We start from the raw sequence: 19,319 nt of genomic DNA, 5'->3' as shown, positions 1-19,319 counted from the left end.
TTTAATGGACTTGAGTTCTTAGCCCGGAGTTTGAACTCCGGGCAGATGCTATCGCCTTCTCTCCTGTAACTTGCGATAAACATCCCGCACATCAATCTGATGATGCGCTAAGGCGACTAGGGTATGATAAAACAAATCAGCCGCTTCCGACGCGATCGCATCTTTCTCATCATCCTTGCACGCCATTACCACCTCGGCGGCTTCTTCGCCAATCTTTTTAAGAATCTTATTATCCCCACCATTAAATAGCTTACAGGTATAGGATTCAGGGGTAGGATTATCTCGGCGATCGCAAATCACCTCAAACACCTGAGACAATGTATCAGCAGGCGGTGCAGCCTTTATCCCATCCACCTGATGAAAACAACTGCGTTCCCCGGTATGACAGGCAATATCCCCCACCTGTTCCACACCAATCAGCAGCGTATCACTATCACAGTCATAACGGAGCGATCGCACATGCTGCAAATGACCCGATGTTGCGCCTTTGTGCCATAATTCCTGACGCGATCGACTCCAGAACCAGGTTTCCCCAGTTTCCAGGGTTTTCTGCAATGATTCCCGATTCATCCACGCCATCATCAATACCGTACCATCCAGATAATCCTGGACAATGGCGGGGACAAGCCCCTGATCGTTATAACGGATTTTCTCAACCGGAATCGCGGGGCTGGGAGTAGAGGATACAGTCGATGACATAGTGCAGTAACGAAAGCGAACGATAATAACTAACTTACCAGTGTTCGCCAAGAACCTGGATTTTCATGAAGCCTTTTAGTGCAATGACACCATTGATATCCCGTAGTGGCTTGGCAAGCTTAAAACGGTGGTCAAGTATTTTCAAGGAACCCTTATGAGAGTAGCGATCCAGAAAAATTTTACCCACAACTTTAAGCTTGCCAGCCTAGTAGGGTGGGCATTGCCCACCAGAAAGCCTCACATTTCCTTGAAGATGAATAACTTTCTCTACGGCTCCAAGTGTTGATAGCTAAGGGTTTCGGCTTTGTGCAGCAAGCCCCAATTTAAATGCATGACAGCTTATCTTGCCCTACACATTATCTGGATCAATCCCTAATTCTCGCAACCGTTGCGCCAATTGTTGGGCGCGTTCTTCAGCCGCGAGTGCCTGTTGTTGGGCTAATTGTGCGCGTTGGGCTTCCTGCTGGGCGCGTTCTTCAGCTAATCGAGCGAGTTCAGCTTCCTGCTGGGCGCGTTCTTCGGCAGCGATTGCCCGTTGTTCAGCAAATACAGCCTGCTCATTATCCGTGGGAATCAACTCGCCGGAAGGTGTCATCCATCGCAACCAACGTCCGTTAATTTCCCGAAACCGTCCTGACCATAATCCCAAGCTTAACCCTAATTCGGGTATGACCAACCGATTATCGGTTAAATTCACCCGTTGATAATTCCCCTCAACTAAATGGAAGATTTGCAGTTCATAAGTATAGCGGCTAAAAATTACATAGTACGGCACCCGCAAAATCTTTTCATAAACTTGCCATTTTGAGGGTGGACTTCCGGCTTGGGGTACTGTGCGTCCCAAATCCTCATCCTCCGTCCCCGGAGATAATAACTCCACCACCACAAAAGGACTAATTTGCTCTTGCCAAATCACATAACTTAAGCGCAACTCTCGCTGTTCATATAAGCGAGGAATTCCGACAACGCCAAACCAATCGGGACGTTTGTACCAGTGAGTATGATTAACATCGTAATAAAGATTCAAATCGCAGGCAGAAAACACCTGCTCCCAATTCCAATTAGTTGGTTGAAAGGTTAAAAGGAGTAGCAGCGGTTGAAAAAAGTGAAACTCATCGGGCAATCCTGGGTCCTCCGGATTATCACTGGGTAAATCATACATAGTCGGCAAAGTTTGCCGGGGAGAATCGGGAGGATTGGATTGGGTGGGCAGACGAATCATGATCAGAGGTGTTGATTACTGTAAAATCTATTCCATCATTTTAGCGGCGTTACAGCGTTTTCAGACTCGATGTGATACACCGTTTTAAAAGATGCTGTATCCGAGCCGTATTGGGACTTACGCTGGCTCTACTATTAAACCTCCATCTGTAGGGGGAAAGTTTAGGTTAAGCTAGTATCATAGTCAACAGAAAACAGAGATTCACTGATCATAATGATTGCTCAAACAATGGTGCAACCCTCATCCTGGGTTGAAACTGGCATTAAGATTCAGCGAGTACGCAATTTATATCTGTTCAAATTCACAGATGCCCTTCAAGTTCGTTTGGATGAGCTTTCTGAACGCCAAAAAGAGGTAAGTCTTAATCAAGATGAACAAGCTGAACTCAGTGGGCTTTTGGAATTAGATCGTATCTTTACCCTGTTGAATGCCCGTATTATCGCTGAATCATGACGTTGAATGATAATGTTAGGCGACAGGTACGGGAAAAGGCAAACTATTTGTGTGAATATTGCCACTCATCAGAAGAAGCCAGTGCTGCTAATTTTGCGATTGACCATATTATGCCTCGTTCATTGGGAGGGACTGATGATTTAGAAAATCTAGCGTTAGCTTGTCAGCGTTGTAATGGATATCGCTACAATTTCGTCACAGGGATTGATCCAATTACTCAAGAAGAAATTCAATTGTTTAATCCACGAATACAGGTATGGGCAGATCATTTCATTTGGTCAGCGGATGGTTTGAAAATCATTGGCAAAACCTCCGTGGGTCGAGCCACCTGTGAACGGTTGGATTTGAATGATGATTATCATAATGATGGTTCCATTGTGAAAGCTCGTCGCCTTTGGGTTCGTGGGGGATGGCATCCTCCTGATGGTGATTCACAGGAGTGAAATGACTCTCTCAGGCTGGGTATTTTCTAAGAAACCGTCACTTTGCTATCAACTTTGGCAACAACACTGACAGCTTGTTTTTAACCCAACAAATGACAAATGACAAATGACAAATGACAAATGACCAATAACTTACCAGGTTGGATCACTATAGAGATTAATCGTAAGCTGTTCCTGACCCGGTGGTACAGCCGAGATACAGGCACAAATCGTTTCTGTGTCGTTAATCTCAACCTCGCAAGCATGACAGGAACCCATCAGACATCCGGTAGGAATGAAAACACCAGCACGTTGAGCCACTTGCAGTAGCGGTTCTCCCACTTCTGCATTAATCGTGACATCATCGGGTAAGAATCGAATGGTAACACTCATGAACAGGTTTGCTATTAACTTACGTCAAGTTCGGTATAATAGTGCTTAAATCCAAATGAGCCTCTACGCTATCTGCTAAAGAATTCAACACTACTTCGCGCTGCTCTCGATAGTCCGGAATACCCGTTGGCAAAGACGGAAGTCCGCGTTGATGTCGCAGTTGATTCAACCACGCCCGTCGCCAGGGACCATTATCAAATAAACCATGGAGATAGGTTCCCCAAATGGACTGAGTGATATCGACTAACCCCAAACCAGGGTCATCAAACAGGGGTTGATAGGCAGATTTATTATCCGTGCTTTCTGAGTCAATCAGCCGAGAACGCCCTTGATGGATTTCGTAACCCGAAACAGGTAAACCGACTTGGGGATAGTTAGAGGTTACGAGACGCTGACGTGCTACTTTTCTGGCGGTAATAATTGTTTTAATCGGTAATAATCCTAACCCTTGATATTGTCCCGGTTCATCTTCAATGCCATCGGGATCAAGTAGGGTTTGACCTAGCATTTGAAACCCGCCACAAATCCCTAACACTGTACCCCCCGCAGCGGCATAGTTTTTAATTTCTTCGAGCATACCTGTTTTGTGGAGTACGAGTAAGTCGCTAATCGTAGTTTTTGTCCCTGGCAAAATTAGGGCATCGGGGTATCCCAGGGATTGATTCGGTGCTAAATATTTAACGTTAACCGTTGATTCCGCTTCGAGGGCGTCAAAGTCAGTAAAATTAGAGATGCGGGGAAAACGAATTACCGCCACCGTTAATTCACTATCCCGTTTTCTCTTATTGTAGCGATCCAATAATGCCAAAGAGTCTTCAGCGGGAAAGATCTCATTAATCCAGGGAATCACGCCAATAACAGGAATTCCGGTGCGTTCTTCGAGCCAAGTAATTCCCGATTCTAAGAGCGATCGCTGTCCTCTAAATTTATTAATCACCACACCCTTAATTAAAGCTCGCTCATCCGGCTCTAAGAGTTCTAGAGTCCCAATAATATGAGCAAATGCGCCGCCCCGATCAATATCTACTACGAGTAACGTTGGTGCATTTAAATGCTTCGCTACCCGCATATTGGTTAAGTCACGGTGCTTCAAATTAATTTCTGCTGGACTCCCTGCACCCTCACACACCACAAAATCAAACTCATGACTCAAACGCCGCAGCGACTCTTGAATCGCTTGCCAACCCCGATCGAAGTACTGTTCATAATAATCCGCAGCGCCGACTTTACCCGCCACTTGACCCATGAGAATGACTTGAGAGGTCATATCCCCCTGGGGTTTAAGTAAAATCGGGTTCATTTCGACACAGGGCGTCACATCAGCCGCCCAAGCTTGAACCGCTTGAGCATGTCCAATTTCGCCTCCATTGGGGGTGACATAAGCGTTGAGCGCCATATTTTGTCCCTTAAACGGAGCCACACGCCAACCGCGCCGGGAAAGAATACGGCACAAGGCAGTAGTAATAAAGGATTTTCCTGCGTGGGAGGTTGTTCCCACCACCATCAGCGATTTCATAAAGCGGGTTAAGAGTTATCGGGTAATCAGAACGAATAGAAGCAACCCTCAGACTATGAATTTAGATTGGTAATCGTAACCAACGGTTCCAGGCGTGAGCGATGCGATCCCATAGGGATGGCGGAGGTAATGACTCGCCTCGGCTTGCCCATTTTTCCACCAGTTGACGACCCAAGGGTGTGAGACGAAAACTGTCGGTAATACCTTGACCATCAACTTCTCGCCGCAAAACGCCGACTTGAATCAACCACAGTAAATCACGTTCGGCGGCTAACTCGGATAAGGGACTTTTAGTATAGCCCTGTTCTATCCCTTTTTGCGTCGCGATCGCCAGCAGGGAAACACTGGTTGAACGCATCTCCTTGTACAAGGTTAACTGGAAGGGCAAACAGCGCAACGCAAGTTCTGCGCGTTTTATGGTGCGCTCTGGATAGTGAACCGACTGGGCTTTTTCAGAGGAAATGGATGTCATCGCAACTGGATTAGCTGGTGGAAATGCTGGTGAATCCTAGGTTTAGGCTTCTTTTCATCTTAACCTCACCGGAGAGGGCAAATCGAGTCACTTGAGTGGATTTGAGTGGTGAATGGATGCCATGCGGATTGCCCTTACACGTCATCCAGACTTAATCAAAGTTCCGAAGGTAGTAGGATGAAGAATAGTTAAGTAGTTAACACAGGGAAAAAGACTTATGGCTTTAAGCGTTGGTGATAAAGCTCCGGCATTTACCGCCAAAGATGATGCAGGGAATACCGTTTCCCTGTCCGACTTGGCGGGGAAAACAGTAGTTCTCTATTTTTATCCCAAAGACGATACTCCAGGTTGCACCAAGGAAGCCCAAAGCTTCCGGGACAACTACGCTGAATATCAAGGCAAAGATATGGTTGTTCTCGGTGTCAGCATGGATGATGAGACATCCCATAAGCAATTTAAGGAGAAGTATGGGTTGCCTTTCCAATTGCTCGCTGATCCGGATGGCACGCTGACCAAAGCTTTTGATGTTGAAGGCGGTGGTTACTCCAAGCGCGTCACTTATGTGATTAACGGTGAAGGTACGATCACTTATGTTGATGAGAAGGTGAAAACCGATTCTCATGCTAAGGATATCCTAGCTAGCATGAGCTAGCCACCTTGTTCCCAGGCTTTGCCTGGGAATGGTTTCAGGACGGTTGTACTTCCAGTTATCGAATGCCTCCCCCATCCGGAGTCGAGGGGTTATTGGGTTGATTTCTTAACCGTTCTCGTTGTAGCTGTCGGAACTCTTGCGTGGCATTGTCTAAGTTTTGATCCAGTTCGCTGTTAAACGCCTCAGAATCAACGCCTAAACGGGAGCGATGGATAAAATCAAAGACATTAAAGCCACTGTTACCCGTTGTTCCCGTGAGTGAATCTCGCTCATTTTGGCGATTATTTATATCTTCTAGGGGATTCACCCGCTCAGTTGATTGTGCGATCGCGGATTCCGGGATAATGGCTGATATGCTAACAACCACACCTAACGCTAGGGAAGCGAACAGGGTTGAGGTGAGTGCCGGAGTCAATAGGGTGCTGATCTTCATGGCAATTAACCTGTTTTTTTAGAAATTATAATTAGATTTCCATCAGGATACGGTAGTTCTACCGATAAGGGTACGGCAGTGCTCATCCGTGTCAACTTAAGCTAAACCCCTCACCCCCAGCCCCTCTCCCAAGCTTGGGAGAGGGGAGCAAGAGGGGAGCAAGAGAATCCGGTTCCCCTTCTCCCGTGCAACAAAAGCGAAGCATCCTCTGTCCTCCCCCCTCTTGTAGGGGGAAGGGGGGTGGAGAAGGGGTTAGGGGATGAGGGGGAAAATGTCAAGGAGTAGACAGACACAGCTTAAAACCTTGTCAGTATTAGTTTGCACCTTAAGTTGATACCAATGGGCAGTGCCGTGACCCTACTATAGCGTCTCTAATTATTTTTATCTGGGATTTTTCCCGATCGCTATCATCAGCCATCTCTTTCTTAACACGTTTCGAGAGCGATCGCTCTTTTAATTCCCGGTAGGGGCGACCCGCTTGCACAAATTGACAACTGTGTCAATTTAATTTTATCGGATCGCCCTTTCTTTTAACAGGAAGTCTAGACACCTGAGTCGGGGCGGGTGTAGGGTGCGTTAGCGTTCGCGTAGCGTTCCCGAAGGGTAGGGTAGCGTAACGCACCTTTGTAACCCAAAAGATAGTCGTGAAACCCGCCCCTACAGACTTAACTTTAATTGTGCCAATTTTTTCTGGGCAAACTCTCTAACTTTATCATCAGGATCATTTTCGGCTCTGTCGCGCAGCAAGGGTAGAGTCTGGGGATGGTTAGGATATTGTTTGATAATGATATCAAGTGCTAATTGCCGAGGATTGTCTTGCCAGTCGTTCTCACGCACAAAGGGATCATTAAGGGCGCGATCGCGTAATAATTCAAATAGCCATGGCTCATCTTTCCAGCCTTGGGCTATTTCTTGCACTGCGGCATATCGCACATTCCTATCGTCATTAGATTGGGCTTTTTGTTTGAGCCAAGGTAAGGTATCTGGGTCATCTTTCCAGCCTTTGGCTATTTCTTCCACGGCGGCATCTCGCACATCCCCATCGTCATCAGATTGAGCTTTTTGTTTGAGAATCGGTAAGGTGTCTGGGTCATCTTTCCAGCCTTTGGCTAATTCTTGCACTGCTGCACGTCGCACATACCAATCGTCATCAGATTGGGCTTTTTCTTTGAGCCAAGGTAAGGTATCTGGGTCATCTTTCCAGCCTTTGGCTAATTCTTGCACGGCGGCACGTCGCACATACCTATCGTCATCAAATTGGGCTTTTTGCTTGAAGATAGGTAAGGTATCTGGGTCATCTTTCCAGCCTTTGGCTAATTCTTGCACCGCTGCACGCCGAACAGCCGAATCGTCATCAGATTGGGCTTTTTGTTTGAGGATAGGTAAAGTCTTTGGGGAATCATGCCAGCCTTTGGCTAGTTGTCGCACTGCTGCACCTCGCACAACCCAATTCTCATCAGATTGGGCTTTTTGCTTGAGAATGTGTAAGGTAGTGGGGTCATCTTTCCAGCCTCTGGCTAATTCTTGCATGGCTGAAAGTTGCACATTTTCATCGTCATCAGATTCGACTTTTTGTTTCAGCCAAGCTAAAGTGTCTGGAGAATCATGCCAGGTTGTCGCAATGGCAGCAACCGCTTGGGTGCGAATTTCCCGAACTAATTTGAAATCCTCTCCATAATGTTCGTAACAATAAGGTAAGTCATACTGAATTAACCCTTTAATCTGATTCAGTAATTGATTCGCTGTCGATACGATAACCAAACGATTCCTCACCTCAGACAGACAATCCGCCGCTAGAAACACATTAATAAACTTTTCCGCTTCCCCCGACTGATTCCTTAAATAATCTATAATCTCCCCAGCTAACTTTGGTTCAAGCATCCCCACAATCAGCCGTAACACTTCATGCCAAGACTCATCCTGCCAATGCTTACCAAAAACCTCAGTTTTCAACTCCTCCAGAGAAAGTGTTCGTTCCTTCTCAAACTGCCAAACATATTCCCAAGCACAAAAATACTCCAAAAATGTCCGATGCACAAAGGCATAATAATCCGCCCCCATGAAACATAAGATAAAATTCCGTTCCCGCAGTTGCTTAATCATCACCCTCGCCACCGCCCTGGAATTATTGATATCGAGGGTTTTCAGATAATCCGTCAAAATTCCTTCTAACTCATCCGCCGCAATCAGATTACCCGCCAACCCTTTCTCTGCTGCTTGCATCTGATAAGCTACCTGACGCAACATCGCCTGCTTATCTTTATAATCAATGGTTTGAATCTCTAACTGCTGATGTTCGACTAACGCCCGTTCCACATCCCATTGATGCAGCAATACTCGCGAGGCTTGATTATATAATTCCGGTCGATCTCTGGGCAATTCCTGATTGCGATTTAATATTGCCATCATTGTCAATAGCAACGGATTTCCAGCCAGTTCGCGAATCGCTTTTGAGGTATCAATTGCCCGTTGCAGCCGTTCCTGCTTCCTCTGTTTATCTACTTGATTAGTAAAGGTTAAATCATGCCAACGGGTAATAAATTCCTGAATCTGATCTGCCTCCAAATCTTGTAACATAAAATGATAAAACTGGGCATCTCGTAACCGCTGCGGTTTATAGCCAATCACGCGAGACGTAACAATTACCCGCACATCAGGATAATCATTGGTAAAGCGATGAATATCGGTAATTACATCCTCCCGTTTTCCCGGATCAAATACTTCATCCAAGCCATCAAACATCACCAAAGCATTTCCAGCTTTTAACTGTTCCACCAATTGATGCTGATTCAGATGACAGACAATCCCACTGCTATCATGGAAAAATTCCAGGAAATTCTTACATTGTCCCGCATCGCGATTCCGCATATAGGTGCGTAATTCAATCAGCAGGGGAATCGGCTGTAAACTGGCGTCATTGGGTGTAGAATTTGCCCAATCTAATGCCAAATATTGCAACAAGGTAGACTTGCCAGAACCCGGATCACCGAGAATCACCAGATAGGGATAGTTATCTTTATCGTTAATAATTTCCCCAATCGGACGAATTGACTGTTGAGAATAAACCTGTTTATATTCGGTTAACTCTTCCAGAGACACATCCCCGTCAAGTTGATTACTTTCTCGCAGTCGCCGTTGATGTTCTTTGGGGAGTTCATAGACTTGGGGTAATCCCTGATGAACTTGTCGCACATTTTGCGGGATGAAGAGTCGCCAGAGTTTCAGTTGGTTATAGGCGCAGCCTGTGGTATCTAAACTGGATAGGTTTAAGTTGCTGTAGCGTTCCCGTAAGCCTTCTTGATATTTGGTTGGATTAAAATCGGGAGGAATTCCGGCATTTTCTCGCCCTTGTTGTTCAATAGATTCCAGAATCTCTAATTTTAACAGTTCCTTTAACTCTGGCGAATTGCGGACAATGCTTTTAACTTCTTTGAGATAGGGTTTGGTAATCTCCTCCCAGTTAAACCCAGTTGGCATATCAGGTGAATAGCGCTGCACCCAAATTGTACTTAATTGATTGGCGTCGATGGCGCGACAATCTTTTTCAAAGGCTTTTCCTAACAGGGGTTTAACGTCATCGTCTTTGATAAACTGTTCAATTACTATTTGATAGTTGTCTCGAACTTCGGCTTCAGTTACATAGAAAAGTAATTCATATTCGATGAGTTTGAGGAATTGCTGTAAAGCCTCACCGAGGGCTTTTTTCAGGACATCGGGTTGGGCAGATTGTACCCCAGTTTTAATACAGTCTTTGAAAAAATCTTTTACATAGTCTTCTAACGCTTCTTTCCCCAGTTTCAGGAGAATATCCTTTAAAAGTAAATCGTTGAGGATAGAAACGCCTAGCGCTGTCCAAAGTTCCACGATGGTGCTAATTCCTCTAGAAAACGTATGTTGACTATTTCAATTAAACAGGACTTACGCAGCTACACCACAGATGGTGGCTTGCGGTGCGTTACGCTTCGCTAACGCACCCTACATATCGAGCCTTTGCGTAAGTCCTATTAAAGTGGGTGGGCAATGCCCACCCTACAAGTTTTAATGCTATTAGGCAAATCGACGCCGAAGCAATGGACTAATCAGAACTAACGCGGCGGCGGCAAAGGCAAACAGGACTAAAATAGCCCCACCAAATGTAATTGACGCCCAAGGTGCTTCCATAACCACACTGCCTAACGACCAATTCCCATGGAGGTAGAGATAGCGAATCGGTTCAATCGCATAACTTAAGGGATTGAGACTGGCGACAAGCTGTAACCATTTTGGCATAAAGGATAGCGGCGCTAGAGCAGTGCTGGCAAATAACAGGGGTAAGTTGGTGACAAAAATGACGGCAATGAGTTCAATATGACCCGGAAGCACAAAGGCGAGTCCTAAACTTAATGCTGTCATCCCGATTACCAGCAAGAAAACAATCAGCGCGATCGCACCCAGTCCGGCTATATTGGGAACACCCGCACCCATAACTGCACTAGCGGCGACAATCACCACGGCTTGGATAAAGCTGAGGGCGACAATATAGATAGCGGATGCGGCGACAATGGAGAAGCGAGACGCCAGAGGTGCAACAAGTAAGCGATTAAGGAAGCCAAATTCCCGGTCAAACATCACGGGTAAGCCAGCATTTAGCGCACCCGCGAAGGCGGTAAATACAATGACACCCGCACTCAGGAATTGGGCGTATGATAAGCTTTCACCAAAGAGTCCTTTTGGCGCATTTTGAAATAACGCCCCAAACAGAATCAGCCACATCAACGGCTGAATCACGCCAGCAATTAAGGTAGAGGGGCGTCGTTGTAATTGGATAAATAGGCGTTTAGTGAGTGCCAAGGTTTCTTGGACAAATTCACCGACACCTGCTTTGTCGCTGACGGGGACTTGACTTACCACGTCGGGTTGCCAATTAATTTCCGGTTTTGATGGTGTTACAGTTCCACTCATAATGTTATTGGTTATTGGTTATTGGTCATTGGTCTAAGAAGAGGGAACAGGGAACAGGGAACAGGGAACAGGGAACAGGTGGGTGTAGGGTGCGTTAGCGTAGCGTAACGCACCATTTCAAACGATAGTAGTGAAACCCGCCCCTACATAATTTCCCCCATCTGACACACCGAGCGAAGTCGAGGTGTTCCCCCATCTCCCCTATCTCCCCCATCTCCCCCATCTCCCCCATCTCCCTCTCATCTCATCATTCCTTCATCCGTTGCTTTTTCTCTGCCTTCACATCTCGCGTTCCCGCCGCCGCGAGTTCAGCATCCATTAAGGTTTGACCCGTGGCGGCTAGGTAGACATCATCTAAACTAGGTCGGGATTGGGCAATGCCAAAGATGGGTAATCCGGCATCTTTTAAGGATTGCTGAATGTTTGTCAATGCGTCACTTTGGGGTTTGACGACTAAGTTAAGGGAATTTCCTTGCGCCGTATTAATAATCACTTCTTGGACAAAGGGTAACACCTCCAGCTTTTCCTTGGCATTTTGGGCTTCTTCCATAGGCGAGAATTCCCGGATGCGGAGGGTTATGCGATCGCCTCCTACGTTATCCTTTAACTGAGAGGGCGTACCTTCAGCAATGACTACCCCTTTGTCGATAATTGCCACGCGATCGGCTAAAATATCTACTTCTTCCAAATAGTGGCTGGTAATAAATATGGTTGTGCCAGCGTTTTGCAATTGACGCAGGAAATTCCACACCACCACCCGACTCTCGATATCCAATCCCACGGTGGGTTCATCGAGAACTAACACATCGGGTTTATGGAGTAAGCCGGAGGCTAAATCCAGACGCTTGCGGATTCCGCCGGAGTAGGTTCCTGTCTTTTTATCGGCATACTCCTGCAAGCCCAACACCTCTATCATGGTATTGACCCGCTCTTTGGCAATGTTGCTAGGTAGGTGATATAAATCCGCTTGTAGTTGCAGTAACTCGCGCCCTGTCAACACCTTGTCTAATGCCACTTCCTGGGCGACATAACCAATGCGACGGCGGACGGCTCTAGGATTTGCGATCGCAGAAATTCCCGATACCTCAATCTTACCCGCGTCGGGTTTACTTAAGGTACACAGACAGCGAATCGTTGTGGTTTTCCCCGCCCCATTTGGACCGAGTAAGCCAAAAATCTCGCCCGGTTCGACGTTCAGGGAGATGTCCTTCACGGCTTCGACATCCCCGTAGTATTTTTTTAGGTTCTCGATTAAAACGGCAGCAGCCATATATCGTTCTATACCTGAGTTGGCTATACAAATCTAAACAATTAGCTGTCTTTTCATTTTAAGGGGTTTGTCGGCAGTGGGGGGGAAACTGAAAATAACGCACATTTATTTCATCTTGTCAACCTGCTATGGCTTTAATTTTATAATTGAGGTTGACAAGGAGAAGGGGAGAGAGGAAGAGAGCTAATTAGTTGTGTCACGCCACTACAATTTAGCTCAATTCGACTTATTCAGGTTTAATCGAAACAAAAGAAACTGCGTAATCTGTGTTTGATTAAAATTATCATCACTGACTAATACCAAACTCTGACTCCCATCTGGCAACCGTGAACCTAGGGTCATCCCTTCCAGATTATCTAAATAAATTCCCAAAGTACTCAAATCAAGGAGCAATTTTTTCTTCACCGGATCAAGGCGAGAAATATTCCCCTTGAGACTGGCAACATTAGATGTATCGGTTGCCCCACCCAGGGTTAGTTGATAAATTTGGGCGCTGAGTCCAAACAACCCATAACTCCGTTCTAAACTCAGAAAGTGACCTTCTGTATCTAATGCCACTAATTCCGATAAGCCATAATCAATTGTCCCTTTGGGGGCGGGAGCCAGTGGATACAAATGTTCCGCTACTAGCATGGGTGGCGCAATATCGCTGATTAAATAATGCAGCAGCCGAATTCGGGGAACCTCGTCTGAATCTGGGGGTAAACTATCTTGAATTAACGCGGATTCCGTTGCTGTAAATAGGCGAAAAGGATCGCCACTCGCCGCCGCTAACGTAATTGGTTCTAAGGTTAATGCTTCAAAGCCTAGGTTCTCTTGTACGCCACGGGGAACTTGTTCCTCTTCTGTAGTATTATTCGGGAGAAAGCGGTCAGGAATTCGCAAGCGTTGCAACGGTTGCCCCGTTTGGCGGTCAAATTCTTGAATAAAGGGTTCAATTCCCTGACTAGGAACCCCTTCAGTGGAAATAAATACGCCACCTTTACCGGATAGGGCGATGCCTTCGGGGTCAATGGTTCCCGCCGGATAGGGTTTGCCGTTTTCGTCTTTGAGAACGGTTACATCCTCCACAGTGACGGATTCAATCCCAATTTCTCCGGCTGAGTCGCGGTTAATCGTCAGCGCCAGGGTGTAAAATCGGGCGGGTGCGAGATTTGACCGATCATCGGACAGTGCCAAAAAGCGATCGCGATCCCGATCATAGGAGAGGGCGGATAAGCCGCCAACGGGAGTATCCTCAAACCTCATCGGTTTGGGCAGTTGATACTCCGCCAAAAAGTCCAAAGATAAATCCAGAAACGTGCGCTGTTCGGCGGTTCTAGCGGTAGAGGGACTACAGCTTGTCGTCAACAGAGTCAATAGCGCGATCGCCACGACGAAGAGTCGAGATAATAGGGGGCGAAATCTATTGACTTTTAATGGCTTTTGTGTTAATCGCTGAATCATAAAAAATGTCAAACGTCTTAGGGTAGGCGTTTCCTTGAGAAACTCTAAGTTGATTTTAATCGTCAATGGTGATTACGTTGGTAGATAAGATAATAATTAATCAGACTTAAGCTCTGAACTAAAGTTCTCGAAGAGAAGCCACTTTGCGTCTATGGGCTAAAAGCTCACGTCCCGTTCAAACGGGTTAAAAGTCTTTAATGTAGTAAGCTTTAGCTTACTTTAGCTTTCAGCCGGAAATTTATTTCCTGGCTCTCCTTAAAACAGTGTTGCATCTTATACAGCTTAAATTAATGAGAAAAGTTAAACTAATCTTTTGCATAGCGACGCTCTGGTTAGGGTTAAGTGGTGGAACATTAGCCCAACCCGCTGAAACAAATCCACCCAATCCCCTAGAACTGGATACCACTGGTGATCCCCTGCTTCCCAATCCCCCCGTAGAACGCCCTTTAAGCCCCTTAGAACGCCGCCGACTGAGGGAAGATCTAAATCAACTGAATAATCAAGCCGCCGCCGAATTGAGGGCGGGAAATCTAGAAGAGGCGTTTGATATCTGGTATCGAGAAATTCGGTTACGGCGAGTCTTGGGTGGACGATTAGAAGAAGTTAAAACCCTAGGGCGCGTGGGTGAAATTGCTTGGAGTCGGAATGCGAAATCCCAGGTACAGTTAATTACTAAACGCTTAGAAACGATTCAGCAAAACGCTGAAGAAGAAGGAGAGTTAGATCCCGAACTTTTAGGTGCATTAGGTCAAGCTTATCAACAGGTACGAGTTCCCAGAAACGCCCTAGCTATCTATGAGCAAATTTTAGCCGATGCTCGTCAACAAGGTGATCTGGAAACTCAAGCCGAAACCTTAGAAACAATCGCCCAACTCCACTTAGCTTGGTTTGATTATCCCCAAGCCGCCGCCATTTATGAAGAATTACTAGCAATAGCTCAAGCAAGGCGCGATCGCGTGGCGGAGGTTAACTATCTACAAGAATTGCTCAACATTTATAAACAATCCCAGGAACCCGAAAACGCCCTGCGGATCAAGGAACGGTTAGTGGAAAGTTATCTCAACCAAGAAAACTATACTCAAATTCCCGCCCTAAAAATTGGGATTGGTGCCGACTACGAAGCCCTGAATCAACCCGAACAAGCCTCTCAAAGCTACCAAGAAGCTTATGCACTCGCTTGGTCATCGCAACAGTTTGCTTATGCCAGTGATGCACTCGAAAAATTAGCCCAACTCTATTTATCTTACGACCAACCCGACTATGCACTCCAGGTTTACGAAACATTGATTATTGTGGAACAACAGTCCTACAATTATTATGGCTTGATGCAGGCTTACGATCAAATGGGTCAGATTTATCTCACCCAAAACAAGTATGCCCAAGCCTTAGACGCTTTTCAAAAAGGTCTAGAATTAGCGCGATCATTGCAGTATCGAGAAACCCATTTTGCCCGTCAAATAGAGAAAATTAATCAGGAGGAAACAAGTAATCAGTAATAAGCAATAATTCTTGTATACTTGTGTAGGTCTAGGGGCGGGTTTAGGAAAAATTTGTAGGGGCGGGTTTAGGGCTTCAATTAGATAGTCACCGATAAATGAACAACAAAACCCGCCCTCCCCACCGATAAATTAACAATAAAACCAATGGGGTATTGGGACTGGGATAACGATAATCATTAAACCTGCTTTTATACAATCAAACCTGAAAACTATTTCCCTTTATGTCTACCAAATGTATCCTAGTCATTGACGATGAACCCAATCTTTGCTTAGTGATCCAAGCTTGCCTGGAAACGATTGGCAACTGGCAAGTAATCACGGCTGAATCCGGCAAGAAAGGACTACAGTTAGCCCAAACTGAACAACCTGATGCGATTCTCTTGGATGTGATGATGCCAGATATGGATGGGTTAACCCTATTGAAAGAGTTACGAAAGTCTCCCAGCACCAAAAAAATTCCCGTGATTTTACTCACGGCAAAAGTGTTTAACAACGACATCACTCAATTTGATCAATTGGGTATTGCTGGAGTTATTGCTAAACCCTTTGACCCAATAACGCTAACTAAGGAGGTAACTAAAGTTTTGGACTGGTCATAATCTAAGTATGTGGACACAACAAAAGTTAACGGTAGAGATCGTCATTTGTCATTCGTAAAGGTTTGAGGACTACTCACCCTTAGAAAAAGCCGGCTGATTCATAGAGACGGCGGAGAACAGCCATAATCCGATCGCCATAATTCAAATCAGCCGACCACCGTCCGCTCAACTGCTGGACGAGGGGTGCAATCCCACGAGTGACAAAGCGAAACCGAGGACTAACTACTTCTTGTACCAAAGGTTCTAAACTGGCGTAGGCTTTTAATTGTTGGATATGGGCGCGAACTCCTAATCTGGCGCTGGGGAATGTCGCCCCCTCCGGATCACCCCCGACTGATCCTAAGCCGCCAAAATTATTTTGACTGGGTTTTAAGTCACCGCCAAAACGGAGGAAATTCGTTTCCACCATGGCTTGAGAAAACGCAATATCATAATTCACCCCCTCAATGGCGGCTTCTTCGCGGTAAAGCTTGGGTAAGTCGGGAAACTGAGCCAGGGCGTCTTCATTATTAGCTTTGAGAAACATCATTAACTGCACTTCTGATGTATTCCCATGTGCCATAATTCGGTCAATTTGACCCGGACAAATTTGCAAAATTGAACGCAAAATCACCGTCCGTGTCGCCGCATCCCAACCCACTGAAATATTATAATCTCGCAATTCAATGGCTTTGACATAAACCACTCCCCGATACTGGAGGCGACGAATACCGGGAATCGTGGTTAAATCCACACCCAAGCGATCGGCTAAGTCAATCGGAATATAGGCATTGTTATTGACAATAATGCCTTGCTCTCCATACGTTTGATTATTAATCTTGATATTAATCGAAGGATAAGTAACATCCGTTCCATTTCCTCCCGGTTCCGTTCCCGAAACCGCTCGACTCCACGCCGCTAGTCCATCCGCAATCCCTAACGCCATTTCGCGGCGGCGATTTTGAATAATAAAGCGATCCTCTGGATTGGTGAGATAGCCAACCTCCATCAGCAGCGACGGAAGAATCGTATCGCGGGTAAATGACAGAAACCCCATTCCTGTCGCCGTATCCTGCTTCGCGCCTCGGTTTGGCAATTGGGGAAGGCGTCGCAGCAGTGCGAGGAGGATCAGTTCCGCATGATTTTTGCGTTCGGTGTTATTGGCGATGTAGTAAACCGCCGTTCCTCGGACACTGGGATTCGGGGAAGAACCCGCATGAATTTCCAGCGCCACATCGCCGGGGCGAGAACGAGCATTAATCCATTGGATTGATTCAGTTGAACTCAAGTCATCGGGGACAGAGAGAACCTCAAAGCCACGCGATCGCAACTCCGGGACAATCTGATCCCGTAGCAGAATCATCTGTTGAGCTTCCGTTGTACCGCCTGCGATCGCCCCTAGATCGCGTCCCCCTTGTTCAATTCCTCCGTGTCCGGCAGAAATAAAGATTCGTCCCATTAGTTACTTGTCCTCAGCACTGATCATTCGCACTCACTGCCATTAATCCAGAATAAGGATTTCGGAGTCTTTCGGCTAGTGCTTAACCGTATCAGTTTTTGCACACCTCCATCCATAGACGGAAATGGTGTAGAAACCTAGCCCACCCTTTCTGGGAGCCAGAGATAGTGTTACCATCAATAGTTAAATGTGGTTTTCATCTAGGCGATCGGCTATGGCTAAGCGCAAAAAGCACAATCTCCAATGGATCAAGGAAACCCTAGAGCTAAACGAAGACCACAACTGGACATCCAAGCCAGGACATCGGATCTTCGTAGCAGGGCGAGGAGCATTACGCTTTGATGTTCCCGAAGATTGGCATTTTGAACCGGATACCAAATCGTTTCGGTTTCTGGACAACAAGCCACCCAACGATGATTGTCGCTTAGAAGCGTCCTATAATCTACTCCCCCCAGGCGACTGGGCTGAATTTCCCCTGGTTTCTTTATTAAAGCGAGTGGTTCGAGATGATGAGCGGAATATAACGGAGAAGGGCGAAATTATTGAACTAAAGCGCCAAACCGCCCGCATCGTTTGGACTCAATTCAAATTTATTGACCCTAACGAAAACCGCGACGCCTATTCCCGCATCTGCATTGGGTTAGGTTCTGGCGTTCAATGTTTGATTACATTTGACTACTGGGTAGATGATGCAGAGCGTTTGAACCCTGTATGGGACACGGTGATGGACTCTTTAGTGCTAGGGTTGTTTATCCGCGATCCCAGAACCGGATTCGCCTTCCCAGATTAGTTCCTGCTTTGAGCTCCCCGACTTCTTGAAGAAGTCGGGGATCTTACCCAAAATTCGTCTAGTCCCACTTTGAGTTTGGGTTGAGGTGCAGATCAATCCAACTCTGGTCAAAGATCAATTCATAAATACGGTTATGAACTCTCAGAGAACCCTGTTCCTTAATAACTATTCCCGACAAAAGCAACTCCCTTTCTTCTAGACTATCCACTGAGGCGACTTCTGCTTGACACAAAATTTGTCGATAGAGTTCTAGTAGCCGAACCGATCGCTTACTATTGAGGAGGCGATCGCGAATCGTCCTCAAATGTTCGGGTTCGTCCTGAGATTCCCAATTCTCGATAACCCGCGATCGCACTAAATTGTCTATCCATTCAGCTTCTCTGTTAGTCGGGATACCCACTGAAGCACTGCGGATCAGTTTACAGAGCTTCTGTGTCAAAAAAGGCTGACCACTTGTCCAGGATAAAATCTCTTTGAGAACGGTTTGAGGACTGCTCACTTTGTCAGTCAATCCTTGCAGCAAAGGTTGGGCTTCATGCTCTTTAAAGCCCTCCAGTTGAATCGCCTGACCAATATTAAAGGGGGTTCTGTAGTAATCAGTAATTAAATCTGAGGGGGTGACAACTCCCAAAAGAATCCATGTTAAACGTTGATACTCTGGATTGATACTGCGCTGGTTATAGTAGGAGCGGATCAGAGCAAAAAAGTCATTCACTGGAAAATGGTTCTTCCGTACTTAGTGTGCTAAACCGTTAGGATAATGCCACAGAAGTAAAGCGCGTATTGTAAAATTATTAAAGTTCATGAAGCCAAATCCACACCATTTTAATAGTTTCAATTTATTGTTAACTCCTTCAACCACTCCATTTGTTGTTCTACTTTCAAAATAACCCACGACTTCGGCAAACCATCGTTTGATTGCTGATACACTTTTTTTATAGTAAATTTGAGCCTTGTCTAACCAATCAATTAATTTTAAAGTTCCCTCTCCCAGGTTTTGACTTTCTTCAAATATTTGATGCAATTCTTCTTTTAATGAATGCATAATTCCAATTAAAGGCGAAGCTTCTTTGA

General features: G+C 45.9%; 18 protein-coding genes and 1 pseudogene. 6 read left to right on the top strand and 13 right to left on the bottom strand.

Features of this window, described 5'->3' with window-relative positions:
- Positions 1-48: 48 nt before the first annotated feature.
- Positions 49-699, bottom strand: coding sequence for a bifunctional phosphoribosyl-AMP cyclohydrolase/phosphoribosyl-ATP diphosphatase HisIE (gene hisIE / locus RIC07_RS19980; RefSeq protein ID WP_446381015.1), 651 nt, complete (start codon positions 697-699; stop codon positions 49-51).
- Positions 700-1,048: 349 nt separating this feature from the next.
- Positions 1,049-1,921, bottom strand: coding sequence for a Uma2 family endonuclease (locus tag RIC07_RS19975; protein ID WP_446396047.1), 873 nt, complete (start codon positions 1,919-1,921; stop codon positions 1,049-1,051).
- Positions 1,922-2,134: 213 nt separating this feature from the next.
- Between RIC07_RS19975 and RIC07_RS19970 the strand changes: the two genes are divergently transcribed.
- Positions 2,135-2,374, top strand: coding sequence for a hypothetical protein (locus RIC07_RS19970; RefSeq protein ID WP_446370238.1), 240 nt, complete (start codon positions 2,135-2,137; stop codon positions 2,372-2,374).
- Positions 2,371-2,817, top strand: a complete 447-nt coding sequence (locus RIC07_RS19965) for an HNH endonuclease (protein WP_446396046.1) — start codon at positions 2,371-2,373, stop codon at positions 2,815-2,817. Before RIC07_RS19970 ends, RIC07_RS19965 begins: the two co-directional genes overlap by 4 nt.
- 132 nt (positions 2,818-2,949) lie before the next feature.
- On the opposite strand, the gene RIC07_RS19960 is transcribed toward RIC07_RS19965, so the two are convergent.
- The 3 genes from RIC07_RS19960 to RIC07_RS19950 form a co-directional block, all read right to left on the bottom strand.
- Entirely contained in the window at positions 2,950-3,189 is a 240-nt protein-coding gene (locus RIC07_RS19960) for a 2Fe-2S iron-sulfur cluster-binding protein (RefSeq protein WP_446381012.1), read from the bottom strand.
- A gap of 19 nt (positions 3,190-3,208) precedes the next feature.
- Positions 3,209-4,705 carry a cobyric acid synthase CobQ gene (gene cobQ / locus RIC07_RS19955; protein ID WP_446396045.1) on the bottom strand — a complete coding sequence of 499 codons (1,497 nt, stop codon included), beginning with the start codon at positions 4,703-4,705 and terminating at the stop codon, positions 3,209-3,211.
- 61 nt (positions 4,706-4,766) lie between these two features.
- Entirely contained in the window at positions 4,767-5,177 is a 411-nt protein-coding gene (locus RIC07_RS19950; protein WP_446396044.1) for an Npun_F0494 family protein, read from the bottom strand.
- Between the two features lie 217 nt (positions 5,178-5,394).
- Here RIC07_RS19950 and RIC07_RS19945 point away from each other — a divergent pair, with 217 nt between their 5' ends.
- A complete protein-coding gene (locus RIC07_RS19945) occupies positions 5,395-5,829 on the top strand; it encodes a peroxiredoxin (RefSeq protein WP_446396043.1) in 435 nt (144 codons plus the stop codon).
- Between the two features lie 55 nt (positions 5,830-5,884).
- Here the strand turns inward: RIC07_RS19945 and RIC07_RS19940 are convergent, their stop codons facing one another.
- The 5 genes from RIC07_RS19940 to RIC07_RS19920 all read right to left on the bottom strand — a co-directional run bounded on the left by RIC07_RS19940 (position 5,885) and on the right by RIC07_RS19920 (position 13,919).
- A complete protein-coding gene (locus tag RIC07_RS19940; RefSeq protein ID WP_446396042.1) occupies positions 5,885-6,262 on the bottom strand; it encodes a hypothetical protein in 378 nt (125 codons plus the stop codon).
- 657 nt (positions 6,263-6,919) lie between these two features.
- A complete protein-coding gene (locus RIC07_RS19935; RefSeq protein ID WP_446396041.1) occupies positions 6,920-10,126 on the bottom strand; it encodes an NACHT domain-containing protein in 3,207 nt (1,068 codons plus the stop codon).
- A gap of 183 nt (positions 10,127-10,309) precedes the next feature.
- Positions 10,310-11,203, bottom strand: coding sequence for an ABC transporter permease (locus tag RIC07_RS19930; RefSeq protein WP_446396040.1), 894 nt, complete (start codon positions 11,201-11,203; stop codon positions 10,310-10,312).
- Positions 11,204-11,450: 247 nt separating this feature from the next.
- The gene (locus RIC07_RS19925; RefSeq protein WP_446396039.1) at positions 11,451-12,473 is read right to left on the bottom strand and encodes an ATP-binding cassette domain-containing protein; all 1,023 of its coding nucleotides are present in this window, start codon (positions 12,471-12,473) and stop codon (positions 11,451-11,453) included.
- A gap of 216 nt (positions 12,474-12,689) precedes the next feature.
- Entirely contained in the window at positions 12,690-13,919 is a 1,230-nt protein-coding gene (locus RIC07_RS19920; RefSeq protein ID WP_446396080.1) for an esterase-like activity of phytase family protein, read from the bottom strand.
- Between the two features lie 290 nt (positions 13,920-14,209).
- Between RIC07_RS19920 and RIC07_RS19915 the strand changes: the two genes are divergently transcribed.
- Both RIC07_RS19915 and RIC07_RS19910 read left to right on the top strand, forming a co-directional pair.
- Complete coding sequence (locus tag RIC07_RS19915) at positions 14,210-15,415, top strand: tetratricopeptide repeat protein (RefSeq protein ID WP_446396038.1); 1,206 nt, start codon at positions 14,210-14,212, stop codon at positions 15,413-15,415.
- Between the two features lie 224 nt (positions 15,416-15,639).
- Positions 15,640-16,017 (top strand): response regulator, encoded by a 378-nt coding sequence (locus RIC07_RS19910; protein WP_446381002.1) that lies wholly within the window; start codon positions 15,640-15,642, stop codon positions 16,015-16,017.
- A gap of 79 nt (positions 16,018-16,096) precedes the next feature.
- Here the strand turns inward: RIC07_RS19910 and tftA are convergent, their stop codons facing one another.
- Complete coding sequence (tftA, locus tag RIC07_RS19905; RefSeq protein WP_446381001.1) at positions 16,097-17,455, bottom strand: hormogonium tapered terminus morphoprotein TftA; 1,359 nt, start codon at positions 17,453-17,455, stop codon at positions 16,097-16,099.
- A gap of 214 nt (positions 17,456-17,669) precedes the next feature.
- Between tftA and RIC07_RS19900 the strand changes: the two genes are divergently transcribed.
- On the top strand, positions 17,670-18,245 hold the full coding sequence (locus RIC07_RS19900; RefSeq protein WP_446396079.1) for a hypothetical protein: 576 nt from the start codon (positions 17,670-17,672) through the stop codon (positions 18,243-18,245).
- A 58-nt stretch (positions 18,246-18,303) separates the two neighbouring features.
- Here the strand turns inward: RIC07_RS19900 and RIC07_RS19895 are convergent.
- Together RIC07_RS19895 and RIC07_RS19890 are read right to left on the bottom strand one after the other, a co-directional pair.
- Positions 18,304-18,969: pseudogene (locus RIC07_RS19895) on the bottom strand (AAA-like domain-containing protein); the annotation flags it as partial.
- A gap of 12 nt (positions 18,970-18,981) precedes the next feature.
- A partial coding sequence (locus RIC07_RS19890) for an ISL3 family transposase (RefSeq protein ID WP_446396037.1) occupies positions 18,982-19,319 on the bottom strand: 338 nt, incomplete at its 5' end.

Source organism: Coleofasciculus sp. E1-EBD-02 (assembly GCF_040218245.1).
In the GTDB taxonomy this organism is placed as follows: domain Bacteria; phylum Cyanobacteriota; class Cyanobacteriia; order Cyanobacteriales; family Coleofasciculaceae; genus Coleofasciculus.
Note: the sequence above shows the minus strand (reverse complement) of the source record. Positions and strands in the feature narration are given on the sequence as shown.